24 protein-coding genes and 7 tRNA genes are annotated in these 25,053 nt (G+C 72.3%); 18 read left to right on the top strand and 13 right to left on the bottom strand.

Going from position 1 to position 25,053, the window contains the following annotated elements:
• Positions 1 to 73: 73 nt before the first annotated feature.
• Positions 74 to 1,306: a uroporphyrinogen-III C-methyltransferase gene (gene cobA / locus ACGFT2_RS17765; RefSeq protein WP_393278888.1), complete on the top strand. Its 1,233-nt coding sequence runs from the start codon at positions 74 to 76 to the stop codon at positions 1,304 to 1,306.
• Positions 1,307 to 1,379: 73 nt separating this feature from the next.
• On the top strand, positions 1,380 to 2,198 hold the full coding sequence (locus ACGFT2_RS17770; protein ID WP_393278890.1) for a TrmH family RNA methyltransferase: 819 nt from the start codon (positions 1,380 to 1,382) through the stop codon (positions 2,196 to 2,198).
• Positions 2,199 to 2,265: 67 nt separating this feature from the next.
• Here the strand turns inward: ACGFT2_RS17770 and ACGFT2_RS17775 are convergent, their stop codons facing one another.
• Entirely contained in the window at positions 2,266 to 3,678 is a 1,413-nt protein-coding gene (locus ACGFT2_RS17775; protein WP_393278892.1) for a protein kinase, read from the bottom strand.
• Between the two features lie 604 nt (positions 3,679 to 4,282).
• On the opposite strand from ACGFT2_RS17775, the gene ACGFT2_RS17780 reads away from it, so the two are divergent.
• The 3 genes from ACGFT2_RS17780 (at position 4,283) to ACGFT2_RS17790 (ending at position 6,038) form a co-directional block, all read left to right on the top strand.
• Positions 4,283 to 4,459 (top strand): hypothetical protein, encoded by a 177-nt coding sequence (locus ACGFT2_RS17780; RefSeq protein ID WP_185091440.1) that lies wholly within the window; start codon positions 4,283 to 4,285, stop codon positions 4,457 to 4,459.
• Between the two features lie 260 nt (positions 4,460 to 4,719).
• Positions 4,720 to 5,664, top strand: coding sequence for a phosphotransferase family protein (locus ACGFT2_RS17785; RefSeq protein WP_393278895.1), 945 nt, complete (start codon positions 4,720 to 4,722; stop codon positions 5,662 to 5,664).
• A gap of 80 nt (positions 5,665 to 5,744) precedes the next feature.
• The gene (locus ACGFT2_RS17790; RefSeq protein WP_393278897.1) at positions 5,745 to 6,038 is read left to right on the top strand and encodes a zf-TFIIB domain-containing protein; all 294 of its coding nucleotides are present in this window, start codon (positions 5,745 to 5,747) and stop codon (positions 6,036 to 6,038) included.
• A 57-nt stretch (positions 6,039 to 6,095) separates the two neighbouring features.
• Here ACGFT2_RS17790 and ACGFT2_RS17795 read toward each other — a convergent pair.
• The 5 genes from ACGFT2_RS17795 to ACGFT2_RS17815 all read right to left on the bottom strand — a co-directional run bounded on the left by ACGFT2_RS17795 (position 6,096) and on the right by ACGFT2_RS17815 (position 6,573).
• A tRNA-Val gene (locus ACGFT2_RS17795) sits at positions 6,096 to 6,167 on the bottom strand.
• Between the two features lie 29 nt (positions 6,168 to 6,196).
• Positions 6,197 to 6,268 (bottom strand) — tRNA-Val (locus tag ACGFT2_RS17800).
• A 47-nt stretch (positions 6,269 to 6,315) separates the two neighbouring features.
• Positions 6,316 to 6,387 (bottom strand) — tRNA-Val (locus ACGFT2_RS17805).
• A gap of 1 nt (position 6,388) precedes the next feature.
• A tRNA-Cys gene (locus tag ACGFT2_RS17810) sits at positions 6,389 to 6,462 on the bottom strand.
• A gap of 38 nt (positions 6,463 to 6,500) precedes the next feature.
• Positions 6,501 to 6,573 (bottom strand) — tRNA-Gly (locus ACGFT2_RS17815).
• A 178-nt stretch (positions 6,574 to 6,751) separates the two neighbouring features.
• On the opposite strand from ACGFT2_RS17815, the gene ACGFT2_RS17820 reads away from it, so the two are divergent.
• From ACGFT2_RS17820 to ACGFT2_RS17830, 3 genes are all read left to right on the top strand, one after another.
• The gene (locus tag ACGFT2_RS17820; RefSeq protein WP_393278899.1) at positions 6,752 to 7,807 is read left to right on the top strand and encodes a chorismate-binding protein; all 1,056 of its coding nucleotides are present in this window, start codon (positions 6,752 to 6,754) and stop codon (positions 7,805 to 7,807) included.
• Complete coding sequence (locus ACGFT2_RS17825; protein WP_393278901.1) at positions 7,804 to 8,625, top strand: aminotransferase class IV; 822 nt, start codon at positions 7,804 to 7,806, stop codon at positions 8,623 to 8,625. The genes ACGFT2_RS17820 and ACGFT2_RS17825 overlap by 4 nt, the downstream gene beginning before the upstream one ends.
• A gap of 177 nt (positions 8,626 to 8,802) precedes the next feature.
• The gene (locus ACGFT2_RS17830) at positions 8,803 to 9,627 is read left to right on the top strand and encodes a GNAT family N-acetyltransferase (RefSeq protein WP_393278903.1); all 825 of its coding nucleotides are present in this window, start codon (positions 8,803 to 8,805) and stop codon (positions 9,625 to 9,627) included.
• Positions 9,628 to 9,642: 15 nt separating this feature from the next.
• Here ACGFT2_RS17830 and ACGFT2_RS17835 read toward each other — a convergent pair whose 3' ends face one another.
• Positions 9,643 to 10,167 (bottom strand): DsbA family protein, encoded by a 525-nt coding sequence (locus ACGFT2_RS17835; RefSeq protein ID WP_393278905.1) that lies wholly within the window; start codon positions 10,165 to 10,167, stop codon positions 9,643 to 9,645.
• Between the two features lie 299 nt (positions 10,168 to 10,466).
• On the opposite strand from ACGFT2_RS17835, the gene ACGFT2_RS17840 reads away from it, so the two are divergent.
• Positions 10,467 to 10,910: a hypothetical protein gene (locus tag ACGFT2_RS17840; protein WP_393278907.1), complete on the top strand. Its 444-nt coding sequence runs from the start codon at positions 10,467 to 10,469 to the stop codon at positions 10,908 to 10,910.
• A gap of 155 nt (positions 10,911 to 11,065) precedes the next feature.
• Positions 11,066 to 11,218: a hypothetical protein gene (locus ACGFT2_RS17845; protein WP_393278909.1), complete on the top strand. Its 153-nt coding sequence runs from the start codon at positions 11,066 to 11,068 to the stop codon at positions 11,216 to 11,218.
• An 85-nt stretch (positions 11,219 to 11,303) separates the two neighbouring features.
• On the opposite strand, the gene ACGFT2_RS17850 is transcribed toward ACGFT2_RS17845, so the two are convergent.
• Together ACGFT2_RS17850 and ACGFT2_RS17855 are read right to left on the bottom strand one after the other, a co-directional pair.
• Positions 11,304 to 11,864, bottom strand: a complete 561-nt coding sequence (locus ACGFT2_RS17850) for a CGNR zinc finger domain-containing protein (RefSeq protein ID WP_393278911.1) — start codon at positions 11,862 to 11,864, stop codon at positions 11,304 to 11,306.
• 319 nt (positions 11,865 to 12,183) lie between these two features.
• Complete coding sequence (locus ACGFT2_RS17855) at positions 12,184 to 12,597, bottom strand: SsgA family sporulation/cell division regulator (protein ID WP_004002642.1); 414 nt, start codon at positions 12,595 to 12,597, stop codon at positions 12,184 to 12,186.
• Positions 12,598 to 12,788: 191 nt separating this feature from the next.
• Between ACGFT2_RS17855 and ACGFT2_RS17860 the strand changes: the two genes are divergently transcribed.
• From ACGFT2_RS17860 to ACGFT2_RS17875, 4 genes are all read left to right on the top strand, one after another.
• A complete protein-coding gene (locus tag ACGFT2_RS17860) occupies positions 12,789 to 13,259 on the top strand; it encodes a TIGR02611 family protein (RefSeq protein ID WP_393278913.1) in 471 nt (156 codons plus the stop codon).
• Positions 13,260 to 13,343: 84 nt separating this feature from the next.
• Positions 13,344 to 13,415, top strand: a tRNA-Val gene (locus ACGFT2_RS17865).
• Positions 13,416 to 13,984: 569 nt separating this feature from the next.
• Positions 13,985 to 14,440 carry an SRPBCC family protein gene (locus ACGFT2_RS17870; protein WP_393278915.1) on the top strand — a complete coding sequence of 152 codons (456 nt, stop codon included), beginning with the start codon at positions 13,985 to 13,987 and terminating at the stop codon, positions 14,438 to 14,440.
• 39 nt (positions 14,441 to 14,479) lie between these two features.
• A tRNA-Val gene (locus tag ACGFT2_RS17875) sits at positions 14,480 to 14,551 on the top strand.
• A gap of 162 nt (positions 14,552 to 14,713) precedes the next feature.
• On the opposite strand, the gene ACGFT2_RS17880 is transcribed toward ACGFT2_RS17875, so the two are convergent.
• The gene (locus ACGFT2_RS17880) at positions 14,714 to 15,439 is read right to left on the bottom strand and encodes a 3'-5' exonuclease (protein ID WP_393278917.1); all 726 of its coding nucleotides are present in this window, start codon (positions 15,437 to 15,439) and stop codon (positions 14,714 to 14,716) included.
• Between the two features lie 169 nt (positions 15,440 to 15,608).
• Here ACGFT2_RS17880 and ACGFT2_RS17885 point away from each other — a divergent pair, with 169 nt between their 5' ends.
• The 3 genes from ACGFT2_RS17885 (at position 15,609) to thrS (ending at position 19,492) form a co-directional block, all read left to right on the top strand.
• Positions 15,609 to 16,175: a DUF4365 domain-containing protein gene (locus tag ACGFT2_RS17885; protein WP_393278919.1), complete on the top strand. Its 567-nt coding sequence runs from the start codon at positions 15,609 to 15,611 to the stop codon at positions 16,173 to 16,175.
• Positions 16,172 to 17,422 (top strand): hypothetical protein, encoded by a 1,251-nt coding sequence (locus ACGFT2_RS17890; RefSeq protein ID WP_393278921.1) that lies wholly within the window; start codon positions 16,172 to 16,174, stop codon positions 17,420 to 17,422. The genes ACGFT2_RS17885 and ACGFT2_RS17890 overlap by 4 nt, the downstream gene beginning before the upstream one ends.
• Positions 17,423 to 17,515: 93 nt before the next feature.
• On the top strand, positions 17,516 to 19,492 hold the full coding sequence (thrS, locus tag ACGFT2_RS17895) for a threonine--tRNA ligase (RefSeq protein ID WP_393278923.1): 1,977 nt from the start codon (positions 17,516 to 17,518) through the stop codon (positions 19,490 to 19,492).
• 27 nt (positions 19,493 to 19,519) lie between these two features.
• Here the strand turns inward: thrS and ACGFT2_RS17900 are convergent, their stop codons facing one another.
• Complete coding sequence (locus tag ACGFT2_RS17900; RefSeq protein WP_393278925.1) at positions 19,520 to 20,182, bottom strand: potassium channel family protein; 663 nt, start codon at positions 20,180 to 20,182, stop codon at positions 19,520 to 19,522.
• A gap of 67 nt (positions 20,183 to 20,249) precedes the next feature.
• Here ACGFT2_RS17900 and ACGFT2_RS17905 point away from each other — a divergent pair, with 67 nt between their 5' ends.
• Entirely contained in the window at positions 20,250 to 20,807 is a 558-nt protein-coding gene (locus ACGFT2_RS17905; RefSeq protein WP_393278927.1) for an HIT family protein, read from the top strand.
• A gap of 106 nt (positions 20,808 to 20,913) precedes the next feature.
• Here ACGFT2_RS17905 and ACGFT2_RS17910 read toward each other — a convergent pair whose 3' ends face one another.
• Positions 20,914 to 22,560 carry a hypothetical protein gene (locus ACGFT2_RS17910; protein WP_393278928.1) on the bottom strand — a complete coding sequence of 549 codons (1,647 nt, stop codon included), beginning with the start codon at positions 22,558 to 22,560 and terminating at the stop codon, positions 20,914 to 20,916.
• Positions 22,561 to 22,769: 209 nt separating this feature from the next.
• Positions 22,770 to 24,968, bottom strand: coding sequence for an elongation factor G-like protein EF-G2 (locus ACGFT2_RS17915; RefSeq protein ID WP_393278930.1), 2,199 nt, complete (start codon positions 24,966 to 24,968; stop codon positions 22,770 to 22,772).
• Positions 24,969 to 25,053 lie beyond the last annotated feature (85 nt).

Below are 25,053 nucleotides of genomic sequence, written 5' to 3' on the forward strand. Positions count from 1 at the left end.
TAAAATCCGCACGTCAGGGCCGCTTCGGAGTTGCAGCGCGCCCACCTCACCGCTGCACGAGGGAGCCGATTCCATGGCCGAACACCCTGCCTACCCCGTAGGCCTCCGCCTCTCCGGCCGCCGCGTGGTCGTCCTCGGTGGCGGCCAGGTGGCCCAGCGGCGGTTGCCGGCGCTCATCGCCGCGGGTGCGGACGTCGTGCTCGTCTCGCCCTCGGCGACCCCCTCGGTCGAGGCCATGGTGGACGCGGGCGAGATCGGCTGGGAGCGGCGCCGTTACACCGAGGGCGACCTCGCCGAGGCCTGGTACGCGCTCATCGCCACCAGCGACCCCGAGGCCAACGAGCGGGCCTCCGCCGAGGCCGAGCGGCGCCGCGTATGGTGCGTGCGCGCCGACGACGCCGACCGAGCCACCGCCTGGACCCCGGCGACCGGCCACAGCGAGGGCGTCACCGTCGCGGTGCTCACCACGGACGCGCGCGGTCGCGACCCTCGGCACACCGCCGCCATCCGGGACGCGGTCGTCGAGGGCCTGCGCGACGGCACCCTGGTGGCCCCGCACCACCGCACCCGTACCGCGGGCGTCGCCCTGGTCGGCGGCGGTCCCGGCGACCCGGACCTGATCACCGTCCGCGGCCGCCGGCTGCTCGCCGAGGCGGACGTCGTCGTCGCGGACCGGCTCGGCCCGCGCGATCTGCTCGCCGAACTCCCGCCGCACGTCGAGGTCATCGACGCGGCGAAGATCCCGTACGGCCGGTTCATGGCCCAGGAGGCCATCAACAACGCGCTGATCGAGCATGCCAGGCAGGGCAAGTCGGTCGTCCGGCTCAAGGGCGGCGACCCGTACGTCTTCGGCCGGGGGATGGAGGAGGTGCAGGCGCTCGCCGAGGCCGGCATCCCGTGCACGGTGGTACCCGGCATCTCCAGCTCGGTCTCGGTCCCGGGCGCGGCGGGCATCCCGGTCACCCACCGGGGTGTCGCCCATGAGTTCACGGTGGTCAGCGGCCATGTCGCCCCCGACGACGAGCGCTCCCTGGTCGACTGGCCGTCGCTGGCCAGGCTCACCGGCACGCTCGTCGTCCTGATGGGCGTCGACAAGATCGGGAAGATCGCCGAGGCGCTCGTCGCGCACGGCCGGTCTCCGAAGACCCCGGTCGCCCTGATCCAGGAGGGCACCACGGCCGCGCAGCGCCGGGTGGACGCCACCCTGGCCACGGTCGCCGAGACCGTCCGGGCGAAGGACGTGCGGCCCCCGGCGGTCATCGTGATCGGAGAGGTCGTGAACGTCGGTCCCGAGCCCACCTCCTGATCGCACGTAACCCGGGGTAACGCACCCGTACCCAGCCGTTGGCACCACACCCAGGACAAGGCAGTATCACCCTGTGGCCGATCTCATCACCATCGAGGATCCCGACGACCCCCGCCTGACCGACTACACGGGCCTGACCGACGTCGAGCTGCGCCGCAAACGCGAGCCCGCCGAGGGCCTGTTCATCGCCGAGGGCGAGAAGGTCATCCGCAGGGCCAAGGACGCGGGCTACGAGATGCGCTCCATGCTGCTCTCGGCCAAGTGGATCGACGTCATGCGCGACGTCATCGACGAGCTGCCGGCCCCGGTGTACGCCGTCAGCCCGGAACTCGCCGAGCGGGTCACCGGCTACCACGTGCACCGCGGCGCCCTCGCCTCGATGCAGCGCAAGCCGCTGCCGACGGCCGCCGAACTGCTGCGCTCCGCCCGCCGGGTCGTGGTCATGGAGTCGGTCAACGACCACACCAACATCGGCGCGATCTTCCGCTCCGCCGCGGCCCTCGGCATGGACGCGGTCCTGCTGTCACCGGACTGCGCCGACCCCCTGTACCGGCGCAGCGTCAAGGTCTCCATGGGCGCGGTGTTCTCGGTGCCCTACGCGCGACTCGAGACCTGGCCCAAGGGCCTGGAGTCGGTCCGCGAGGCCGGCTTCACCCTCCTCGCGCTCACCCCGGACGACAAGGCCCGCTCGCTCGACGAGGCCGCCGCGCACAAGATGGACCGGGTCGCGCTCATGCTCGGCGCCGAGGGCGACGGGCTGTCCACGCAGGCCCTGGTCGCCGCCGACGAGTGGGTCCGCATCCCGATGTCCCACGGAGTCGACTCGCTCAACGTGGGCGCCGCCGCTGCGGTGGCCTTCTACGCCGTGGCCACCGGCCGGCCGGAGTCCTGACGCGGTCCGGCCGCCGCTCCACGGAAGCCACCGGCCGGCCGGAGCCCTGCGGCGGTCCGGCCGCCGCTCACTTCCCGAAATCCGGGTCCAGCGTCGCTGTGCGCCGGCCGGACACCTGCCCGCTCCCGTCGAGCGGCAAGGAGCCGGGCTGTGCCTGCCGCTGCCGCTGGACGCCGTCCTCGCCGCCGAGCCCGCGCGCCGGGCCCTGGCAGCCCTGCGCCACCGCGATGCCGAGGGCCACGAGCAGCGTCACCACCACGAACACGAACAGCCGCTGCCGCAGCAGCCGCGGGTTGGCCGGCCGGCGACCGGTTCCCGTCGTGCGCTGTCCGGGCCGCCCGGAACCGCCGCGCGGAGCGGGCCGGCTCCCACTGCCCGAGCGCGGTGCGCCGCCGCGTGGCACCGGGGTCGGGCGTGCCGCACCGGGCCGGGAGGCGGTACCCCCGGCGCGCGAGCCGCTGCCGCCCCGCGAGGGCACCGCGCCCCGCGAGGGCATCCCGCCACGGGCGGGCGCGGCGCCGCGCGGGGCCGGTGTGCCGGGAGCGGTGCGCCGCTGGGCGCGCTGCTGCTCGGGATAGGTGTCCACGAGCCGTCCGGTGGGCCGGTCCGCCTCGGCGGAGCGCTGCGCCGGCGGCCGTACGTCGGGCAGTCCCTGCGCCTCGCGGGCCGCGATCTCCTTGAGCCGCAGCGACAGCTGCAGCGTGCTGGGCCGGTCCTCGGGGTCCTTGGCCAGACAGGCCCGGACCAGCGGGGCGAGCGCGTCGGGCACGCCGTACAGGTGCGGCTCCTCGTGCACCACCCGGTACAGCATCACCTCGGAACTGCCCTGCCCGAAGGGTGAGTCACCGGTCGAGGCGTACGCCAGGGTCGCGCCCAGCGAGAAGACGTCCGTCGCCGGGGTGACCGCCGCGCCGCGCACCTGCTCCGGGGCGAGGAAGCCGGGGGAGCCGACCGCGGTGCCCACATGGGTGAGGGTGGAGGCGCCGGTGGCCCAGGCGATGCCGAAATCGATGATCCGCGGCCCCTTGGGGGACAGCAGGATGTTGGAGGGCTTCAGGTCCCGGTGCACGACACCGGCCTCGTGCACGGCGACCAGCCCCTCGGACAGGGCCGCGCCGACCGCGGCCGTGTCCGCCGCGCCGAGCGGTCCCCCGTCGGCGACCTTGTCGTGCAGGGAGGGGCCGGGAACGTACTGGGTGGCGAACCAGGGTCGCTCGGCCTCCAGGTCCGCTGCGACCAGCCGGGCCGTGCAGCCGCCCCTGATGCGCCGGGCCGCCGAGACCTCGCGCGCGAACCGGGACCGGAACTCCTGGTCCTCCGCGAGATCGGGCCGGATCACCTTGAGCGCGACCCGCTGCCCCTTCTTGTCGGAGCCGAGATAGACCACGCCCATCCCGCCCGCGCCGAGCCGTCGGTGAAGCCTGAACGAGCCGACGACACGCGGGTCCTCGCGCCTCAGGCGCATCATCGCCATGTTCATCCCCGCTGCCCGGTCCCTGTGACGTGGCACAGCTTACGTTTCCGCGGCCGCCTGCGCGCAGAGGCCGCGCCCTCCGGGCCGATCGGATTGTGCGGGCCGCCCGTACGAGGTGAAACGTGGTCAGGAACCCGCCGGCCACGGCACCTTTGGCGTGGCGGGGTCTTCAACCTGACCGCATGGAAGGGGCGTTGGACTCGTGAAGGGGGCGTGCAGGTGGTGGGCCGGGCCGGTCGCGCCGTCGCCCCGAACGGCTCACGGGGGCGGGTGCGGAGCCGATGGCTCGATGCCCGCCGGGCCCCTGCCACCCCCTGGTGGAGTGAGAGAAGTCACTCTTCCCGACCCATCGGACTCTTCCGGCATGACCGGACACAGCGGGCACCCCCTCCGGGAAGACCCCGAGACCCGGGACCGCGTCTCCACCCAGGGGAGTACTCCGCAGGTCATGGCTCATCCTCCGGGAGGCCCGGCAATCGGTACGAAGGCATGACGCCCGTCGCCGGCCCCGCGCCTAGATTTGAGGTCAAGCGGCGGGTGCAGCACTCGTCCCCCGAGGTCAGACACCCGCCGCTGCACAACGACAACCGAAACGGTCAGGAGAGGGACCATGGCCCACACGGCACCGCGACGCACGACGTTCGCCCCTCGCCGCACGGGCCGTCGTCACCCCTTGGTGGCGACGCTCATGGCCCTTCCCCTGGCGGCCCTGCTCCTGCTCGTCTTCGACGGCTGGGAGACGGTGGCCACACAGGCGTCGTCCGTGGGTGTGATGCTGGGGCGCTGAGCGGCGTCCCCAGGCCCGGAAGAGCGGTCCGGGCGGGGACATCCATCCATGAAACCCCGTGGGGACGGGGGTGCGGCGGACGGCACAAATGCCGGCGCAGCTGGGGAGCTGCGCCGGCATTGCGCCGTTTCCGGCCGGGCGGGCCGCGCGCCGGCCGCTGCCCCGCCTGCCGGGGAGACCGAGCGAAGTGCCGGTGGCCCGGCGGGCCCGGGAGGGATGCCGGGTACGCTCACCCCGCACACCCGATCCCAGAGGCGTCCGTGAACCTGCTGACCGCACTCGCCGCGAAGGCGAGGGCCGCCGCCCACCCGCACGCCGCCGGAGCCGGATGCGCGTGCGGCGCCGCCGCTCCGCTCGCCGACCGGCCCGACGCCACCGTCGTACGCCACGGCGGCACCGTCGCGAAGGCCCACGCCCCCGGCACCGACCCCGCCGAGCTGAGCCTCCGCCTGGCCACGGCCGCCCGCCTGCCCGACGTCCTGCTCGCCCCGCTCACTCCCGAACCCGCCCCGCTGCACGACCGCCTGGTGACGTTCTGGCCGTACGGCACGCCCGTGGACCCGGACGATCCGGACGCGGCTCCCTGGGAGGCCGCCGCCACACTCCTGGCCCGGCTCCACCGCGCGCCCCCGTCCGGCGCGCTGCCTCCCATGCGCGGCCCCGCCAAGGCCGCCCGGGCCGTCGACCGGCTGCACGCGGCCCTGCGCACGGCACCGCACGCCGCCGCCCGCCCCGTCCTGCGGGCCTGGGCGACACTGCCCGCCTGGGCCCGGGGGCAGGGCCCGATGCCCCGGCCGACGGCGCTCTGCCACGGTGATCTGCATCTCGGCCAGCTCGTGCGGCACCCGGCGCCGGACGGCTCCTGGCGGCTGATAGACGTCGACGACCTCGGCACCGGCGTCCCGGCCTGGGACCTCGCCCGCCCCGCCGCCTGGTACGCCTGCGGACTCCTCCCGCCCGACGAGTGGACCCGCTTCCTGACCGCCTACCGGGACGCCGACGGCCCGGGGGTCCCGCCGGACGGCGATCCCTGGACCGTCCTGGACGTCCCGGCCCGCGCGCTCACCGTGCAGACGGCCGCGCTGGCGATCGCGAAGGCGCTCGCGGCCCGTCGGCCACTGGACGAGGTGCAACAGGCCCTGATCGACGCCTGCGCCCGAATGACGTCCACCCCCAGCCGGTTGACCGCCGGATTCCCGGACTAGGCTGCAACCGCCCGGGGCCGGACGGAGTCTGTCCTGGGGAAACACGAAGCAGGACCGACCGGCGAGGAGTTGAGCCGACCATGCAGTGTCCGAAGTGCCATGCGCCGATGCACACCTACAACCGCAACGGCGTTCAGATCGAGCAGTGCAGCGGCTGCCGCGGTATCTTCCTCGACTACGGCGAGCTGGAGTCGCTGACCCGCCTGGAATCCCAGTGGTCCCAGCCCGCGCCGCCACCCCCGCCCGCTCCGCAGTCGTACCCGGCTCCGCCCGCGCCCGCCTGGGGTGCCCCGCACGGCGGCCACCACGGCGGTCACGGTCACCACGGTCACCAGCGCCACAAGAGCTTCGGCCACATGCTGTTCTCCAGCTGACGGCGGGCCCACGAGAAAGCCCCCGGCCGTCGAGACGGCCGGGGGCTTTCCGGTGTGTGGACGATACTGGGATTGAACCAGTGACCTCTTCCGTGTCAGGGAAGCGCTCTCCCGCTGAGCTAATCGTCCGCGGGCTGTGACATGGGACTCACAGTCTGTGCGCGATACTGGGATTGAACCAGTGACCTCTTCCGTGTCAGGGAAGCGCTCTCCCGCTGAGCTAATCGCGCGGGTGTGGATCTCCGAGGAGGCCCGTGGATCTTTCATCAAGATCCAGTGGACGATACTGGGATTGAACCAGTGACCTCTTCCGTGTCAGGGAAGCGCTCTCCCGCTGAGCTAATCGTCCTTGGAGGTGGAGACGGGATTTGAACCCGTGTAGACGGCTTTGCAGGCCGTTGCCTCGCCTCTCGGCCACTCCACCAGGAGTGTAGGGGATCGGGATGACCCCTTCTTCCTTCGAGCGGACGACGAGGCTCGAACTCGCGACCTCAACCTTGGCAAGGTTGCGCTCTACCAACTGAGCTACGTCCGCTTGTCGTTTCGATCCGCTTCCGCGTCCCGGCGACGTGTTGAACTCTAGCGGATTCCCGGGCCAGCACAAAAACGCGTTTGCGCAGCGTGCTGCGGTGCACCCGGCGGACCCGGTGGCCGGGGCCACCTCCGGGTCGTCCCCGGGTCACGGCTCCGACACCCGTCCTAGACTCGACCATGTGTTCTCGCACTCATCCGGCCCCTCTCCTCTGGCCCGCTTCGGCGACCGCGTCGCCACCGGCCTGCGCGACGTGACCAGCGATCCGGCCGCCCTGGACTCCGCCGGCTTCTGGGCCGTCTGCGCGGACTTCGACGGCGGGCTGACCTGCGCCCGCTTCGCCGACGTACGCGAGAGTCCGGTGCCCGCGCCGGTGCCGGGCGGCTGGCGCGGCCCGGCGGCGGGGGAGTGGGCCTCCTCCCTGGACCGTGCCGCGTACACGGCGGCCGTCCGCCGGATCCGTGAGCACATAGCGGCCGGAGAGGTCTACCAGGTCAACGTCTGCCGGGTGCTCAGCGCGCCCGTCGCCCCCGGCGCCGACGTGGACGCCCTGACGGCGCTGCTGGCCCGCGGCAATCCGGCGCCCTACGCCGGGACGATCCGGCTGCCGGAGCACGGCGTGGAGATCGCCACCGCCTCGCCCGAGCTGTTCCTGCGTCGGGTCGGCCGGACCGTCGAGTCCGGGCCGATCAAGGGCACCGGCCGCACCGAGGCGGAGTTGCTGGAGAAGGACCGGGCCGAGAACGTGATGATCGTGGACCTCGTGCGCAACGACCTCGGGCGGGTCTGCGCGACCGGCAGCGTCACGGTCCCCGACCTGTGCGCCGTGGAGAAGCACCCCGGCCTGGTGCACCTGGTGTCGACGGTCCGCGGCGAGCTGACCGCCGGGGCGGGGTGGCCCGAGCTGCTCGCCGCCGCCTTCCCGCCCGGGTCGGTGACCGGCGCCCCGAAGTCGAGCGCCCTGCGGATCATCGACGCTCTCGAGCCGTCCCCGCGCGGGCCGTACTGCGGCGGCATCGGCTGGGTGGACGCCGACCGGGGGGTCGGTGAGCTGGCGGTGGGCATCCGCACCTTCTGGATCGACCGCGCCGAGGGCGTCCTGCGGTTCGGCACCGGGGCCGGCATCACCTGGGGGTCCGATCCCGAGGACGAGTGGCGGGAGACCGAGCTGAAGGCGGCCCGGCTGCTCGCGGTAGCGTCGGGGGCGTACGAGGAGAGTGGAAGGGCGTTCGCATGAGGATCTGGCTGGACGGTGGGCTGCGGGACCCGGAATCCGCCCACGTCTCCGTCTTCGACCACGGGCTGACGGTCGGCGACGGCGTCTTCGAGACGGTGAAGGCGGTGGACGGCAGGCCCTTCGCGCTCACCCGCCACCTCGACCGGCTGACCCGCTCGGCCCGGGGCCTGGGCCTGCCCGACCCCGACCACGACGAGGTCCGCCGCGCCTGCACGGCCGTGCTGGAGGCTGATCCGATGCCGCTCGGCCGGCTGCGGATCACCTACACCGGCGGCCACGGCCCGCTCGGCTCCGACCGTGGCGAACACGGTCCCACCCTGATCGTCGCCGTCGGCGGGACCAGCCGCCGCCCGGACTCCACCGCGGTGATCACCGTGCCCTGGACCCGCAACGAGCGCGGTGCTCTCACCGGCCTGAAGACCACCTCGTACGCCGAGAACGTCGTCGCCCTGGCCCGCGCCCGTCAACACGGCGCCTCCGAGGCCCTGTTCGGCAACACGGTCGGACAGCTCTGCGAAGGCACGGGCTCGAACGTCTTCGTCGTCCTGGACGGCGAGATCCACACTCCGCCCGTCGCCTCCGGCTGTCTTCCCGGCATCACCCGCGCCCTGACCGTCGAGTGGGCGGGCGCCGAGGAGACCGAGCTGCCGCTGGACGTCCTGGAGCGGGCCGACGAGGTCTTCCTGACCTCGACGCTGCGGGACGTGCAGGCGGTGCACCGGATCGGCGACCGGGAACTGCCGGGCGCCCCGGGGCCCGTGACCGCCAAGGCGATGCGGATCTTCGACGAGCGGTCAGGGCAGGACCTGGACCCCTGATCCCGGCGAACCGGCCGACACCGGCGACGAGCCCTCGGCACCCGGGGCGAACCCCGGCAGGTGGCGGCCGGCCCCCGCCATCCGGTGGCGGACATACGGCGCCCCGGGGGCGAATCGGCGGGCCCGGGGCGGAAAAACAAACTGACACGACCGGGCGCGCTGGGTAGAACAGCTGTGATGACCACGACCCTGCGGCCGGCCGAGCCGCTCCGGCACCACCCCGACGGGACCCGATCGCGCCGCTACCAGGTGTGCGTGAACAGCCGCCCCGTCGGCGACATCCACCTGGGCACCTCGCCGTCCCTCGGCGCCTCGGTGGCCCGCCTCCTGGAACTGCGGATCGCCGAGCCCGACCGGCGGCGCGGCCGGGGCACGGTGGCCGCGCTCGCCGCCGAGGAGGTCGCCCGCGGCTGGGGCTGCCGGCAGATCGAGACGCTCGTCCCCGCCGCGGCGGACTCAGCCCTGCGGCTGTTCGGCGCCCTCGGCTACACCGTGCGCAACCGCGGCATGGAGAAACGCCTCGGCGCCACCCCGCCCGAACTGCCGCCGGGCAGTCGGGCGCGGCCCATGACCGACGCCGAGTTCGCCGCCTGGCAGGAGCGCGAGAGCGAACGGTACGCGCGGGAGTGGACCGAGCGGGGCCTGCCCGAAGCCGATGCCCGCGCCAAGGCGCACAACGATCACGACCGGCTGCTGCCGCGGGGACCGGCCACCGACGGCATGGTCTTCAGCGTCCTGGAGCACGACGGGGCCCGCGTGGGCACGCTCTGGGTGGCGCTGGAGGCCACCAAGGCCTTCGTCTTCGACGTCGAGACCGATGAGGCCCACCGCGGCCACGGGCACGGCCGTACGCTCATGCTGCTCGCGGAACGCCAGGCGGCCGGGGCCGGCCTGCCGGTCCTCGGCCTCAACGTGTTCGCGGGCAACGCCCCGGCCGAGCGGCTGTACGCGTCGCTCGGCTACGAGACGGTGACCCACTCCCTCGCCAAGCCCCTGCTGTAGGACGTGCCGCCCGGCTCAGGCGTCCCGCTCGGCCAGCAGCCGGTCGGCGATCTCCTCGATCCGCTCGCGCAGCCCCTCCTGGCTCTTGCCACCGTCGAGGCGCTCACCGCCGATGACGTACGTCGGCGTGCCGGTCACGCCGATGGCCTTGCCCTCGGCCTGGTCGGCGTCGACGATCAGGATGTGCCGGCCGTCGATCAGCGCGGTGTCGAACTCCTCGGCGTCCAGGCCGAGTTCGCGGGCCACCTCGATCAGGAAGGCCTCCCCCGCACGGTCCAGCTCCGCCACCCGCTCCAGCACGGCCTCCGCGTACGGCCAGCCCTTGCCCTGTTCCAGCGCCTCTTCGGCGGCCTGGGCCGCGGCGAAGGCATGCTTGTGCTTCTCCAGGGGGAAGTGCCGCAGACGCAGCTCCAGCCGGTCGCCGTAGCGGGCGCGCAGGGCGCGGACGTCGTCCAGGGCGGTGCGGCAGTCGGGGCACTGCAGCTCGCACCAGACGTCGAGAACCGGGGCTTCGGTGCGTGCGGGGGAGGAGTCGCTCATGAGCCCCAGTCTTCCAGGCCGGACGCGGGCGACCCAATCGGGACGGCCTCGACCGCGGGGCAGCCCGGTTACCGCCCGGCCGGGTCGCCGGCGGGCGGTCCTCCGGTGGTTCCGTGTGCTCCGGGGGCGGTCCGCGGTACTCCAGTAGGAGGTGACCCGGAGATGTCCCTGAGGTCCGCCGGGAGCATGGCGTCACCAGGACCGGGCGGTGCAGGATGGAAGGGACGAAGCGCACCTCGCCCACAGCGGGGCGCGTGTCGCCGCCCTTCCGCCCGACCGAACCCGCCCAGGAGGACCGGATGATTGCAGAGACCGTCTGTTCCGCCGTGTCCGCGGCGGGCCTGGGCATCGCGGCGGTCACGGCCTACCGCAGACGCTTCCTGGCGGCGGCCCGCGTCGCGGCCTACTCGCTCGTGCCGGTCGGCCTCGTGATGACCGGGGTCGTCGGCTGGCTCGCCGACACCGCCTTCAGCCCCGTTGCCTGGGCGGGTTTCGCGGTGCTGGGCGCCGCCTGGCTGCTGTTCGCCGGCACCCGTGCCGTGGAGCGCCGGCGCGGCGGCGCCGGATCCGGGCGCAGGGCGGCCGAGGGCGCGGGTCGCGGGGCGGTGGCACCGGCGGCCTCGGCTCCGGCCCCGGGCCAGGGGAACCGCCCCGCCGCGCGTCCGGCCCCGGCGCCCCGCTCGTCCGGTTCGGCCGACGACTTCAGCGACATCGAGGCCATCCTCAAGAAGCACGGGATATGACAGTCACATGACTGACTGAAACGACACAGTGGGTCCCGGGACGTCCGGAATCGGTCGCCAGGCGAAACAGAGATCATGGCATTCGGCGAAGACCCGCAAGATCTTCGTGTGTTGATCGCGTCCGTGCCGCGGGGTGGTCCATCATCGGCCGCGAGATGCTGGACACGAGACAGAGCGAGGCCGTGCCGCCGAAGGACGAGCCGCGCGGGTGCCTTTTCGCCCTATCCCAGCCACCGCTGATGATCTTCCTTGCGGTGATCGGGTTTCTGCTCCTCATGGCTGCGCTGCACGACCTGCTGTTGCTGTGAGCCGTACGCGTCCGTCCCGGCGCCACCCGCCGGGACCGACGTCGCCACGACCGCGGGGTCCGGACGGGCCGCGGCGCCGGCCGTGTCAGCCCGTCGCTTCCTTGCGCCGGGCGCGGTAGGCGGCGACGTGCAGCCGGTTCCCGCAGGTGCGGCTGTCGCAGTAGCGTCGCGAGCGGTTGCGGGAGAGATCGACGAAGGCGCGCCGGCAGTCCGGGGCCTCGCAGCGCCGCAGCCGCTCCTCCTCTCCGGCCACCACGAAGAAGGCGAGAGCCATCCCGCAGTCGGCGGCGAGATGGTCGGCCACGGAGGCGCCGGGCGCGAAGTAGTGCACATGCCAGTCGTAACCGTCGTGGTCCGTCAGGCGGGGGGTGGTCCCCGCCGCGGCCACCAGCTCGTTGATCAGCGCGGCCGCGGACCGCGCGTCCGGTGCGGCGAAGATCGCCGCGAAGCGCGCCCGGACCCTGCGCACCGCCGAGAGGTCGAAGTCCGACAGCACACCCACGTCACTGATCTCGTGCCTTCGTACGAAATCGGCGAGAGCCGCGACGTCGGGCAGTCCGTCCGCCGCCGCGTCGTCCTCCGGCACGGTGTTCACCAGATCCACCACGGTGTCGAGGGCACACCGGGTGTCGTGGGTGATCAGCACGTTTCGCTCCCTGGCCTGAGGGGCGGGCGGACGCCCGCCGATGGTGGCCGATGGTAGCGACAACCGCGCCCACCGCACCGGGCTCGGCCCGACCGCGATTGCCGGTAGAACGCCTCGGTGCCGCACAGGGTTCCCGAACGGTCCGCGGCGCGTGCCGGAGGCCGGCGCGGAGCGTGCGGACACCGGAGCAGAGCGTGCGGAGGCCGACGCCGTCCTGCGAACACTCACAGTGACGGCGCCGGCCCTGCCCTATGCGGTTGTCTTGGCCCGAGCCGTCTCCCCGAGTGGACGGCGCCGGGCTGCTCGGAAGGGCCGCTACCTAGCTCTCCGCCAGGATGTGCGAGAGCTCCTGATCCAGGTCGAAGTGCCGGTGCTCCGTGCCGGGCGGCACGGCGGCGTCGGTTCGCTTCAGGAAGGACTCCAGAGCCCGCGCAGGGGCCTCCAGAAGGGCCTCCCCCTCCGGGGAGCTGAGGGCGATGCACACGACGCCCTGACCATGACTGCGCGATGGCCAGACGCGGACGTCGCCGGTACCGGTGGGCCGGTGCAGCCCCTCGGCGAGGAGGTCACGGGCGAACACCCACTCGACGGTCTCCTCGGCTCCGGTGTGGAAGGTGGCGTGCACGGCGTAGGGGTCGGCCGTGTCGTACCGCAGGCCTGCGGGGACAGGCAGGGAGGACTCGCTCGACACAACGAGGCGCAGGTGCAGCTCGCAGCTGACCGTGGTGTTCATAAGCGCCAGGGCCTTTCGCTCAGTGTGCGCTCGGGGATTCGCACGTCGGCGAAATCGACATGCCACCTACGGTGCCGTTGTAAACCCCTCTGAGGGTTTTGCGTGCCTTTACGTAACTCTTCCGGCCGAGAACTCGTACCAGACCTACGACCATTCCGGTGACCGGATTCACTCGGGTAGGGTTTGTCTGTATGAATACGGGGAGTGACCAGCCGGGCGAGATCGCAGCGATGCACGAGACCGACGAGGCGAAGGCGGACGGGCGAGTGGGCGAGGACGGTGCCGGGCAGGGGCTCGGCTCCCGCGCGCCGGAATTCGTCAAGGCCCGCCGCGCGCTGCACCTGAGCTGGCAGGTCGGCGTCTTCGTGGTCGGCCTCGCGGTCGTCGCCGCGGGCATCGTCATGCTGCCGCTGCCCGGACCCGGCTGGGTGGTGATCTTCGGTGGCATGGCGATCTGGGCGACCGAGTTCGTCTGGGCCCAGCTCGTGCTGCGCTGGACCAAGCGCAAGGTGACCGAGGCCGCCCAGCGCGCCCTCGATCCCAAGGTGCGCCGCCGCAACATCACCCTCACGGTGATCGGGCTGGTGATCGTGGCCGCGCTCGCCGGGTTCTACCTGTGGAAGTTCGGTTTCGTCATGCCGTGGGAGATCAAGGACCAGTGACCGGTTCCCGGGGGCCGGCCGCCCGCCGGCCCGGTCCCTGGTCGGAGGCACCCCCTGACATGGGGTAATGTTCTTCCTGCGTCCGGGCGATTAGCTCAGTGGGAGAGCGCTTCGTTCACACCGAAGAGGTCACTGGTTCGAACCCAGTATCGCCCACCCGGACCGACGGCCCACCTGCCCGGCAGGTGGGCCGTCGGCGTTTCGGCACCTGCAGCGCCGAGCCAAGTCCCCCGGGTCGGAGGACGTCCGGGCGAAATGGTGACGATCAGTCACTTCACGTCAAGGTCAAGACGCGCTTCCGGACGTGCGGGTCCTCCCGGGAGAAGCCCCGGAGGCGAGCCACCGGCGGAAATTCACCGAACGCTTTACGGAATGCGTGAGTTTTCTCCGGAAGTACGACAAGACCGGAATTCCGCTTGGCCTGGAGCCCGGTGGCGCACAGGCAATCTGACGCGCAATCACTTTCGCGGAGGCCGCCCGGAGGCCGGCGACGCCGACGGTGAGCGGCCGGGAATTCCGCGCGGTTCGAACACCATGGCGCCCGGCGTCCACGCCTTCGTGGCGGAGAAGCAGGAGGACGGGAGAAGCAGGAGCGCGGGAGAAGGGGGGAGCGCCGTCGCACGGGCGGCGGCGCTCCCCCCCCCCCGAGTGTCGTGGGCCCTGCGGTACGGCACATGAGTACGCGTACTCGGATCCGGGGCGCCCGTCCGGGGCAGACTCGGCTCATGGACAGCGATGCCCGGAACCATTACCGCTTCCGCAGCCTGTGGGCCCTGCCGGCCGCGCCGCCCGCCGTCTTCGCGGCGCTGGAGCGGCCCGAGGACTACCCACGCTGGTGGCCGCAGGTGCGCTCCGTGAGCCGCCTCGACGAGAACACCGGCGTGATCACCATCCGGTCCGTGCTGCCGTACGGCATCACCTCCACCATGCGCCAGACGCGCCGGGACCGGGCCGCCGGCGTCCTCGAGGTCGCGCTGACCGGCGACATCGACGGCTGGGCCCGCTGGACGGTCACCGCCGACGGCCCCGGCACGCTCGCCCGCTACGACCAGGAAGTCGACGTCCGCAAGGCGCTGCTCCGGCGGCTCGCCGTACCCGGACGGCCCCTCTTCCGCCTCAACCACCGCCTGATGATGAGGGCGGGACGGCGGGGGCTGCTGCGCCATCTGCAAGCGGTTTGAACTGACGGCGCCCGGACCTGTATTGTTCAGTGCGTTCCCGGGCGATTAGCTCAGTGGGAGAGCGCTTCGTTCACACCGAAGAGGTCACTGGTTCGAACCCAGTATCGCCCACCGGGAAAAGCCGGTCCGCACAGGCGGACCGGCTTTCTGCTGTTCGGCCGTAAGCCGCGAGACACCGCCCCCGGCGCCCGGCGCCCGGCGTCGCCGCCCCGCCCCGCCCCGCCGCGCCCTGCGCCTCCCGCACCGCCATGCCGCCGCGGATCCCCGGCACGCTCACGCCGCGGCCGGCAGCTCCGGGCGCAGCGGCCACTCCGTGCTGACGATCTCCGCCGAGCCGCTCCGGGCGAACCACGCCTGCAGCCCCCGGGCCTGGGCCGCGTGCCAGTTGGCCTGGAGGGTGTGCAGCTCGGCGGGGGACAGTCGCTCCAGCCGGGTCGCGAAACGGCGTCCCAGGGCCCGTACGACGTCCAGCGCCGCCAGCGCGTCGGCCGCCGCGTCGTGTGCGCCCTCCAGCGGCACGTCGTAGTGCGCGCACAGATCGGTCAGCGTGCGGCGGCCCTTGCGGTAGCGGTCCAGATGCTTGTCCAGCACGCGCGGGTCCAGCACCCGCAGCGGCATCGACTCGAACCAGCGGTCCAGCGACGACGCCCGGTGCCGGCGCAACTCCCTGTCCAGGAGCGTCAGATCGAACGGCGCATTCATGATCACCAGCGGCCGGCCCATCGCCGTGTGCTCCGCCAGCTGCTCGGCTATCTCGTACATCACCGGAGCCGGCCAGCGGCCGTTGTGCTGCAGGTGCTCATCCGTCAGCCCGTGCACCGCGGTCGCCGACTCGGGCACCGGCACACCGGGATTCACCAGCCAGCGGGTGATCCGTGGCCGGGTGCCCGGGGCATCCTGGACGACGACGGCGGCCGACACGATCCGGTCGGTCTCGACGTCCACGCCCGTCGTCTCCGTGTCGAAGGCGGCCATCGGCCCCTCGTACCAGGTCGTCATCCTCACACAACTCCTCGTTCCACCACCGCAGATGACAGTCCGTCTTCTGCCTGTTTGGTGATACCCGGGCCGTTTGCGGCGTACGCCGGAAGGAGACAACAGGAGTGCGGGTCTTTGCAGTTCAGCGGCTCGTAGTGGGGAAACCCCTGGTTCGGAAGGCTGTTGGGTCATGGCCATAGCGCAGCCCGAGCGGGGCGGGCTGCTGCCCGACCGCACGGGCACCCTCCGCGGCACACTCGCCACCACCGCCTGCATGGAGACACTGCAGGTCGGCTATCTGCACGCGGTCGCCGCCGCGGCCGGCTGCTCGCTGTCCCAGCCCTTTCCCGACAACGGCATCGACTGGCACGTCAGCCACAGCGCCCCCGGACACACCGTCGACGACGAGGTCACCGTCAAGGTGCAGCTCAAGTGCACCTACCAGATCGCGCCGAACCCACCGGGCCGCACTTTCTCCTTCACCCTCGACAACGACCATCTGCGCAAGCTCGCCCGCACACCCGTCTCGGTGCACAAGATCCTGGTCGTCATGCTGGTCCCGCGCTCCCAGGACGACTGGCTGCGCGCCGGCCACGACCGGCTCGACCTGCGGCACTGCTGCTACTGGGTCAACCTCGCCGGCCACCCCGTCACCGGCCGGCACCGGACCACCGTGCGGATACCGACCTCGCGCATCTTCGACGACCGGGCGCTGTGCGAGATCATGACGCGGGTCGGGACGGGAGGCAGGCCATGAGAAGCCGTCCGTACGACGGGCCGGTCCGGCAGGTCCGGCCACACCCCGACGATCTCCCCTGGAGCCGTACCCCGGCGCCCGCGGAGGTCGACCCGGCGGTGCTCGGTGCCCTGCTGCACCGGCACGGCTGGCAACGGCGCGGCGGAGCGGCCGGACGGTACGGCCGGTGGACCCCGCCGGGGCCAGCCGGCGGCGGGACCAGCCTGCTCGTCCCCGAGGGCCGGGCCTTCCCCGACAGCGACGAGCTGCTCGGCGAGGCCCTTGACGCCCTCGCCCGCAGCGAGACGCCCTCCGCCCGCGAGGTGCTGATCTCCCTCGCCGTGCCCAGCGACGAGATCCGCTGGTGGCGGGAGACCCCGAGCGGGCCCGCCGGGGCCACGCCCTGGACGGCGGACGAGCAACTGCGCACCGCCGCCCGGCAGATGCTGCTCGCCGCCGCGCTCGCCACGCGGGCGCGTGCCGGTTACCACGGGGCCCGGCACCGCCGCCCGGCAGCCGCTCTCCTGGCGGACGTCCTCGTCGGTCCGGGCGCCGAGGGCCGCACCCTCACCGCCTTCGCGCCGGTGCCCACCGCCCGTCCCCTCGCCGTCCGCTTCCACCAGGCCCTGTACGCGGTCCGGGAGGCCATCGACTACCGGCGGGCGACCGGCGGCATGGACGCCTTCGACGGTGCCGTCGAGGCCGGCGTCAGCCGCGAACTGACCGAGGCGCTCAGCGTGCTCGTCCGGGGCACCGAGGGCGCCCGTGTCGCCGTCGCCTGGGCCCCGGGCGCCGGCGTCCCGGAAGGCTGCGCCCCCGCCGCCGAGCCCGTCGAGTTCTCGCCCGGCGACCTGCCCGTGCTCCGCGAGGCCGCCGCCCGCTATCTGACCGAGGAGCCCTCCGTCCCGGTCCGCGTCACCGGCGCCGTCGTCCGCATGCGCCGCACCGGGAACGGCGGCGAGGGCACCGTACGACTGCGTGTCCTCGCCGGCGCCGAGGTCCCCCACATACGCGTGACCCTGGACGAGGAGGACTACCGCATCGCCGGTCACGCCCACCTCGTCGGGCTGCCCGTACGCGTGCACGGCCGGCTGGAGCGGCGCGGCGGCTTCCGCCGGCTCACCGGCGCCTCCGGGGTGGTACCCGTACAGGTGGACGACGCCGAGCGGGACCGGCTGATGAAGTCCCTCCAGGAGAACCTCGACTGCTTCGAGGAGGCCTGCGGGGAGGGGGAGGCGGGAGCGTACGGGGACGGGGACGGAGGGTGACCGTTTCGCGGTCGGTGCCGTCGGGTCGGTACGATCGCCTCTGCGCGCGCTCCGGGTATGGCGCCGCACCCCACCTTCAGTCAGGAGAGACCGGTGTCAGACGTCCGTGTGATCATCCAACGCGATTCCGAGCGGGAAGAACGCGTGGTGACGACGGGCACTACGGCCGCCGACCTCTTCGCGGGCGAGCGCTCGATCATCGCCGCGCGCGTGGCCGGCGAGCTGAAGGACCTCAGCCACGAGCTGTCCGACGGCGACGAGGTCGAGGGCGTCGAGATCTCGTCCGAGGACGGCCTGAACATCCTGCGCCACTCCACCGCGCACGTCATGGCGCAGGCCGTGCAGGAGCTGTTCCCCGAGGCCAAGCTGGGCATCGGCCCGCCCGTCAAGGACGGCTTCTACTACGACTTCGACGTCGAGAAGCCGTTCCACCCCGATGACCTCAAGGCCATCGAGAAGAAGATGCAGGAGATCCAGAAGCGCGGGCAGAAGTTCTCGCGCCGCGTCGTCTCCGACGAGGCCGCCCGCGAGGAGCTCGCGGACGAGCCGTACAAGCTGGAGCTGATCGGCCTCAAGGGCTCTGCCTCGCACGACGACGGCGCGGACGTCGAGGTCGGCGCCGGCGAGCTGACGATCTACGACAACCTGGACGCCAAGACCGGCGAGCTGTGCTGGAAGGACCTCTGCCGCGGTCCGCACCTGCCCTCCACCCGGCTGATCCCGGCGTTCAAGCTGATGCGCAACGCGGCCGCCTACTGGCGCGGCAGCGAGAAGAACCCGATGCTGCAGCGCATCTACGGCACCGCCTGGCCGTCCAAGGACGAGCTGAAGGCGCACCTGGACTTCCTCGCCGAGGCCGAGAAGCGCGACCACCGCAAGCTCGGCTCCGAGCTGGACCTCTTCTCCATCCCCGAGCAGATCGGCTCCGGCCTGGCCGTCTTCCACCCCCGGGGCGGCATCGTCCGCCGCGTGATGGAGGACTACTCGCGCCGCCGCCACGAGGAAGAGGGCTACGAGTTCGTCTACACCCCGCACGCGACGAAGGGGAAGCTCTTCGAGACCTCGGGCCACCTGGACTGGTACGCCGACGGCATGTACCCGCCCATGCAGCTCGACGAGGGCGTGGACTACTACCTCAAGCCCATGAACTGCCCGATGCACAACCTGATCTTCGATGCGCGCGGCCGCTCCTACCGCGAACTGCCGCTGCGCCTCTTCGAGTTCGGCACCGTGTACCGGTACGAGAAGTCGGGCGTCGTGCACGGCCTGACCCGGGCCCGCGGCTTCACCCAGGACGACGCGCACATCTACTGCACCCGTGAGCAGATGTCCGAGGAACTGGACACGACCCTCACCTTCGTCCTCGGCCTGCTGCGGGACTACGGCCTTACCGACTTCTATCTCGAGCTGTCCACGAAGGACCCGGAGAAGTTCGTCGGCTCGGACGAGGCCTGGGAGGAGGCGACCGAGACGCTGCGCCAGGTCGCCGAGAAGCAGGGCCTGCCCCTGGTTCCCGACCCGGGCGGCGCCGCGTTCTACGGCCCGAAGATCTCCGTGCAGGCCAAGGACGCCATCGGCCGCACCTGGCAGATGTCGACCATCCAGCTCGACTTCAACCTGCCCGAGCGGTTCGACCTCGAGTACACCGGCCCGGACGGCTCCAAGCAGCGTCCGGTCATGATCCACCGCGCGCTGTTCGGCTCCATCGAGCGGTTCTTCGCCGTCCTCCTGGAGCACTACGCGGGCGCCTTCCCGGCCTGGCTCGCCCCGGTCCAGGCGATCGGCATCCCGATCGGCGACGCGCACGTGGAGTACCTGGAGAAGTTCGCCGCCGCGGCCAGGAAGCAGGGCCTGCGCGTGGAGGTGGACTCCTCCTCGGACCGCATGCAGAAGAAGATCCGCAACGCCCAGAAGCAGAAGGTGCCCTTCATGGTCATCGCGGGTGACGAGGACATGTCGGGCGGCTCGGTGTCCTTCCGCTACCGCGACGGCTCCCAGGAGAACGGCATCCCGTTCGACGAGGCCATCGCGAAGATCGCGAAGGTCGTGGAGGAGCGGACCCAGGTCTGAACCGCCGGCTCCTGAAGGCCCCCGGGATCACGGTCGCGGGGGCCTTCGCTCGTCCCCCTGGCGGGAGAAGGTCTGCATCAGCCAGGACGAGAACGAACCCGTCACCGCGCCCAGCAGGCCCAGCCCGCAGGCCATCATCCCGGTGGCGATCACACGGCCCGTCGGGGTGACCGGGGTGATGTCGCCGTAGCCGACCGTGGTGAGCGTCGAGGCGGCCCACCACACGGCGTCCCCGAAGGTGTGCATGGTGGCGCCGGGCGCCCCGCGCTCCTGCTGGTAGACCGCGAGCGCGCCGGCGAAGCCCAGCAGCAGGGTGGACAGGCTCGCGTAGGTGATCACGCGCGCGTACAGGGAGAGCAGGGGCGCGCCCTGCCGGCGCTGGATCGCGTCGTAGAGCGGGACGATCCGCAGCGGGCGCAGCAGCGGCAGGACGACCACGACCGTGTGCAGGAAGTGCGAGGCGGCAAAGCGCAGGAAGCGCTGCCCGCCGAGACGCCAGCGCACCACGTAGTCCACGACGAACAGGGCCCAGAGGCCGAGCATCGCGAACCAGCACAGCGCACGCCAGCCGGACGGCATGTGCACGGCCAGGACCAGGGTGGCATAGGCGGCGATGAAGGCCAGCGACGCCATGAAGAGCGGGATCTCGGTGCGCTGCTCCCAGCGGGCGTTGGGCTTGTCGTCGTCCACCGGCCAAGCTTGGCCGGAGACCGTCGCCGGGGCGCCCCGGCGACACGCCGCGAACGGGCGAAGCAATATGCTGCCTAGCATGACGAGAGAGCCGGAGCAGCAGATCGGGGTGGGGACGCAGGACGCGTTCCAGCGCTTGTGGACGCCCCACCGGATGGCCTACATCCAGGGCGAGAACAAGCCGACCGGCCCGGGGGCCGACGACGGGTGCCCCTTCTGCGTGATCCCGGCCAAGTCCGACGAGGACGGGCTGATCGTGCGCCGCGGCGAGCATGTGTACGCGGTCCTGAACCTCTACCCGTACAACGGCGGGCACCTCATGACCGTGCCCTACCGGCACGTGGCCGACTACACCGACCTGACCCTGCCGGAGACGGCCGAGCTGGCCGAGCTGACCAAGCAGGCGATGAGCGCCCTGCGCACCGCCTCCGGCGCGCACGGCTTCAACATCGGCATGAACCAGGGCACGGTGGCGGGCGCCGGCATCGCCGCCCATCTGCACCAGCACATCGTCCCGCGCTGGGGCGGCGACACGAACTTCATGCCCGTGGTCGGCCACACCAAGGTGCTGCCCCAGCTGCTGGGCGACACCAGGAAGATGCTGGCGGAGGCGTGGCCCGCCTAGCCGCGCACGTCCACACCCCCGCCCGTTCAGCACGTCCAGCGCGTCGGCGAGCCCGCGCGGCATGCCCGCCGACGCCGCACGGGGTGCCCTCCGCCCAGGGCACCGCTCACGCGTCGTACAGGTCGGCCTTCCTGGGCGTCGGGTCCTGGACGTTGCCGCTGAGGAACGCCGAGCGGGCACCGAACTTCTCCGTGTCCACGCCGTTCTCCTCCAGGACCTTGATGGCCGCGGAGTGCACCACGCGCAGCACCGGGGTGGCCGCGCGCAGGGCGTCGTCGGCCATGAAGCGGTGCCGCCACGGCTGGTCGGCCCAGGCGTGCCGCAGGCCGAACGGCTCGGGCAGGCCGAGCGAGCCGCCCAGCCACTTCAGCAGCGGTGGGTACCACGTCAGCGGGGCGCGCGCGGCGAGCCGCACCACCTCGTCGGTGCCGACCAGCGGCAGGTTGACCGTCCGGTTCTCCCAGGGCTTGAAGGACTTGGCGACCTCCTTGGTCGGAGCCGCCGGCTTGGTGGTGAACAGCGGGTTCACCGGTCCCAGGGCATGCCCGGTGACCTCGATGCGCAGCGTCTCGTGCAGCACGGTCACCGTGATCAGCATGGTGATGACCAGCTGACCGTCCCACAGCGTCCACTGCACGCCCAGGTAGTGCCGGTCACCGCTGCCGAACTGCTGCTTGTTGCAGATTTCCTGTATGGCGTGCGGCTTGACCCGGAAGGCCTCCACGTCCGTGCCCTCGGGCCTGGACACCGAACCGGCCTTCTCGCCGATCGGCGTGACGATCCAGTCCCGTATCGACGGCTTGGGGAAGCCGCCGGTGTTCAGCGGGCCGCGCTCCAGCAGGGACAGCTGGTCGCGGATCGAGCGTATGACGTCCCAGCTGCGGAAGGGGTGGATCTCCCGGGTGGGGTCGGCGGGCACCAGGTCCTCGGCGAGCTGCCAGGCGCCCCACCGGGTGCCCATGCCGAGTATGCCCTTGGGACCGGCGTAGAAGACCGAGTTGGACTGCTGCTCGGCGCTCAGCCGGGCCAGCGACTGGCGCAGCTCCTCGGCCGCGGTCTGGCCGGGGCCGCGCGGCACGGCCTCCGGGACCTTGGCCCCGACGCTGGTGCCCGAGAGCAGACCCTCCCAGCGGGCCCGCAGGTCCTTGGCGGTGCTCTCGCAGATCTGCTTGGCCCAGAACCAGCCGAGCACGGGCAGGACCACGCAGGCCCGGGCATACCAAGCCCAGAATCCGCCGAACGGCATCTTGACCAGGAACAGCGCGGCGAGCAGGCCTACTCCGGCCAGCAGCGTGGTGGCCAGCGGCCCGGCACGCTTGTCGTCGCGCTTGGCGACGAAGGCGCGCAGCTGGAAGACGAGCAGCCAGACCAGCAGCCCGGGCAGGAAGAGCAGACCGCACACGACCGTGACGGCGCTGAGCCGGTTGTCCCGTTCCCTGCGGATGTTGTTGGCCGCCAGGCAGTGCTCCACGACGAACTGCGGCTCGGAGCCGAAGGACTGGATCAGCGGCGCACGGCCCGGGGCGAGCATGCGGTCGACCACGGCCCGCGAGAACGCCTCGCCGAGATTGGGCCGGAACAGCTTGAGCCGGCCGGCCTTCACGGCCGACTGGTGCCACTCGTTGTCGGCCTTCTTGATCTCCTCGACCAGGCTGTCCCGATAGGCCGCGGAGGCCAGCGCGGACGTCGCCGCCTGCCCCTCGTCGCCCGAGACGGGCACCTGGGGCCCGTCCCACTCCGTTCCAAACGACATTCCCGCCCCCATCACCGCCGGCGTCGCTCCTGCGGCCTTCCCGACTTCCCTGCCCCGCACACCTGTTGAACCGGCCGCCGGACCGAAACCACACCACTACCGGACGGCTGCGGCACCACGTGATCAGGTGATCAGCGTATCCGCCGCCACCGACAACCCGTGGGCGGACGGCGGAAGCCGCCCGCCCACGGGTGCCGGGCACGGCCGGACTACGCGCCGTCCCCGGCCTGTTCGCGGATCCGCTCGGCGATCTGCGGCGGCATCGGCTCGTGCCGGGCGTACGACCGGTCGAAGCGGGCCGTGCCGTGTGACACCGAGCGCAGGTCCACGGCGTACCGGCCGATCTCGAACTCGGGCACCTCGGCCCGGATCAGGGTCCGTCCGGAGCCCACCTGTTCGGTGCCGAGCAGCCGGCCGCGCCGGCTCGACAGGTCGCTCATCACGGCGCCCACGTAGTCGTCGCCGACCAGGACGGTCACCTCGGCCACCGGCTCCAGCAGGTGGATCTTCGCCTCGGTGGCCGCCTCGCGCAGCGCCAGCGCGCCCGCGGTCTGGAAGGCCGCGTCGGAGGAGTCCACCGAGTGCGCCTTGCCGTCCACCAGCGTGACCCGGACGTCGATGAGCGGATAGCCGGCGGCCACGCCCTTGGCGGCCTGCGCCCGTACGCCCTTCTCCACGGACGGGATGAACTGCCGGGGCACCGAGCCGCCGACCACCTTGTCCACGAACTCGATGCCCGAGCCGCCCGGCAGCGGTTCCACCTCGATCTCGCAGATCGCGTACTGCCCGTGCCCGCCCGACTGCTTCACGTGCCGGCCCCGCCCGGCGGCCTTGTGCGCGAACGTCTCGCGCAGGGAGACCCGGTGCGGGACGACGTCGACCTGGACGCCGTAGCGGTTGCGCAGCCGTTCCAGGGCGACGTCGGCGTGGGCCTCGCCCAGGCACCACAGGACCACCTGGTGGGTGTCCTGGTTCTGCTCCAGGCGCATGGTGGGGTCCTCCGCCACCAGCCGGCTCAGGCCCTGGGAGAGCTTGTCCTCGTCGGCCTTGCTGTGTGCCTCGATGGCGAGCGGCAGCAGCGGGTCGGGCATCTTCCAGGGCTCCATCAGGAGCGGGTCGTCCTTCGCGGAGAGCGTGTCGCCGGTCTCGGCCCGGCCCAGCTTGGCCACGCACACCAGATCGCCGGCGACGGCCTGCGGCACCGGCCGCTGCTGCTTGCCGAAGGGCATGGACAGGGTGCCGATCTTCTCGTCGACGTCGTGGTCCTCGTGCCCGCGATCGGCCAGACCGTGCCCGGAGACGTGCACCGTACGGTCGGGGCGCAGGGTGCCGGAGAAGACACGGACGAGGGAGATGCGGCCCACGTACGGGTCGGAGGAGGTCTTGACGATCTCGGCGACCAGCGGGCCGTCGGTGTCGCACGGTTTCAGCTCGCGCGGTGTGCCGTCGATCGTGGTGACCCCGGGCAGCGGATGCTCGAACGGGGTGGGGAACCCCCCGGTGATCAGCTCCAGCAGCTCGATCGTGCCGAGGCCCTGCCTGGCGCCCTCGGCGGCCGGCGCCGCGGCCAGGACGGGGAAGAAGCTGCCGCGGGCGACGGCCCGCTCCAGGTCGTCTACGAGCGTCGAGACGTCGACCTGCTCGCCGCCCAGGTAGCGGTCCATGAGGGTCTCGTCCTCGCTCTCGGCGATGATCCCCTCGATGAGCCGGTTGCGGGCCAGCTCGATGGCCGGCAGCTGGTCCTCGCCGGGCTCGGACTCCTTGCGCTCACCGGACGAGTAGTCGAACAGCTTCTGCGACAGCAGCCCGATCAGCCCGGTCGCGGACGCGTGCCCGTCGGGGCCCTCGGGGCCGCGCAGCGGCAGGTACAGGGGCAGGACGGCGTCGGGGTCGTCGCCGCCGAAGGCCTCCGCGCAGACGCGGGTCATCTCCTCGAAGTCCGCGCGCGCGGCCTCCAGGTGCGTGACCACGATCGCGCGGGGCATGCCGACGGCCGCGCACTCCTCCCACACCATCCTGGTCGAGCCGTCCACCCCGTCCGAGGCCGAGACGACGAACAGGGCCGCGTCCGCGGCACGCAGACCGGCCCTGAGTTCCCCGACGAAGTCGGCGTACCCGGGGGTGTCGAGGATGTTGACCTTGATGCCGTTCCATTCCACCGGCACCAGGGAGAGCTGTACGGAACGCTGCTGGCGGTGCTCGATGTCGTCGTAGTCGGAGACGGTGCCGCCGTCCTCCACGCGGCCCGCCCGGTTCACCGCCCCGGCGGTCAGCGCGAGGGCCTCCACCAGGGTCGTCTTGCCCGATCCGCTGTGGCCGACCAGCACCACGTTCCGTACGGACGTGGGTCGGTCGGCCGCCAGAGCCCTGCCGGCGGCTCCGGGGTGTGTCTGTGTCTTGTCGCCCATGATCCTGCCTCCCGTGCACGGTGAGGTCACTGTGGGCGCGGACACGCGGGACCCGCGTGCACTGGCGGCTCCGGCGACGCCCGCG

The sequence above is a fragment of the Streptomyces sp. NPDC048514 genome (assembly GCF_043199955.1).
Taxonomy (GTDB): Bacteria; Actinomycetota; Actinomycetes; order Streptomycetales; family Streptomycetaceae; genus Streptomyces.

Excerpts from the sequence above, each read along its gene's own strand:
- ACGFT2_RS17870 (WP_393278915.1), top strand. The coding sequence starts at position 13,985 with ATGGACAGCGATGCCCGGAACCATTACCGCTTCCGCAGCCTGTGGGCC.
- ACGFT2_RS17880 (WP_393278917.1), bottom strand. The coding sequence starts at position 15,439 with ATGACGACCTGGTACGAGGGGCCGATGGCCGCCTTCGACACGGAGACG.
- ACGFT2_RS17825 (WP_393278901.1), top strand. The coding sequence starts at position 7,804 with ATGAGGATCTGGCTGGACGGTGGGCTGCGGGACCCGGAATCCGCCCAC.
- ACGFT2_RS17855 (WP_004002642.1), bottom strand. The coding sequence starts at position 12,597 with ATGAACACCACGGTCAGCTGCGAGCTGCACCTGCGCCTCGTTGTGTCG.
- ACGFT2_RS17845 (WP_393278909.1), top strand. The coding sequence starts at position 11,066 with ATGCTGGACACGAGACAGAGCGAGGCCGTGCCGCCGAAGGACGAGCCG.
- ACGFT2_RS17915 (WP_393278930.1), bottom strand. The coding sequence starts at position 24,968 with ATGGGCGACAAGACACAGACACACCCCGGAGCCGCCGGCAGGGCTCTG.
- ACGFT2_RS17840 (WP_393278907.1), top strand. The coding sequence starts at position 10,467 with ATGATTGCAGAGACCGTCTGTTCCGCCGTGTCCGCGGCGGGCCTGGGC.
- ACGFT2_RS17775 (WP_393278892.1), bottom strand. The coding sequence starts at position 3,678 with ATGAACATGGCGATGATGCGCCTGAGGCGCGAGGACCCGCGTGTCGTC.
- cobA (WP_393278888.1), top strand. The coding sequence starts at position 74 with ATGGCCGAACACCCTGCCTACCCCGTAGGCCTCCGCCTCTCCGGCCGC.
- ACGFT2_RS17835 (WP_393278905.1), bottom strand. The coding sequence starts at position 10,167 with ATGAGCGACTCCTCCCCCGCACGCACCGAAGCCCCGGTTCTCGACGTC.
- ACGFT2_RS17780 (WP_185091440.1), top strand. The coding sequence starts at position 4,283 with ATGGCCCACACGGCACCGCGACGCACGACGTTCGCCCCTCGCCGCACG.
- ACGFT2_RS17910 (WP_393278928.1), bottom strand. The coding sequence starts at position 22,560 with ATGTCGTTTGGAACGGAGTGGGACGGGCCCCAGGTGCCCGTCTCGGGC.
- ACGFT2_RS17885 (WP_393278919.1), top strand. The coding sequence starts at position 15,609 with ATGGCCATAGCGCAGCCCGAGCGGGGCGGGCTGCTGCCCGACCGCACG.
- ACGFT2_RS17790 (WP_393278897.1), top strand. The coding sequence starts at position 5,745 with ATGCAGTGTCCGAAGTGCCATGCGCCGATGCACACCTACAACCGCAAC.
- ACGFT2_RS17830 (WP_393278903.1), top strand. The coding sequence starts at position 8,803 with ATGACCACGACCCTGCGGCCGGCCGAGCCGCTCCGGCACCACCCCGAC.
- ACGFT2_RS17860 (WP_393278913.1), top strand. The coding sequence starts at position 12,789 with ATGAATACGGGGAGTGACCAGCCGGGCGAGATCGCAGCGATGCACGAG.
- ACGFT2_RS17905 (WP_393278927.1), top strand. The coding sequence starts at position 20,250 with ATGCTGCCTAGCATGACGAGAGAGCCGGAGCAGCAGATCGGGGTGGGG.
- ACGFT2_RS17890 (WP_393278921.1), top strand. The coding sequence starts at position 16,172 with ATGAGAAGCCGTCCGTACGACGGGCCGGTCCGGCAGGTCCGGCCACAC.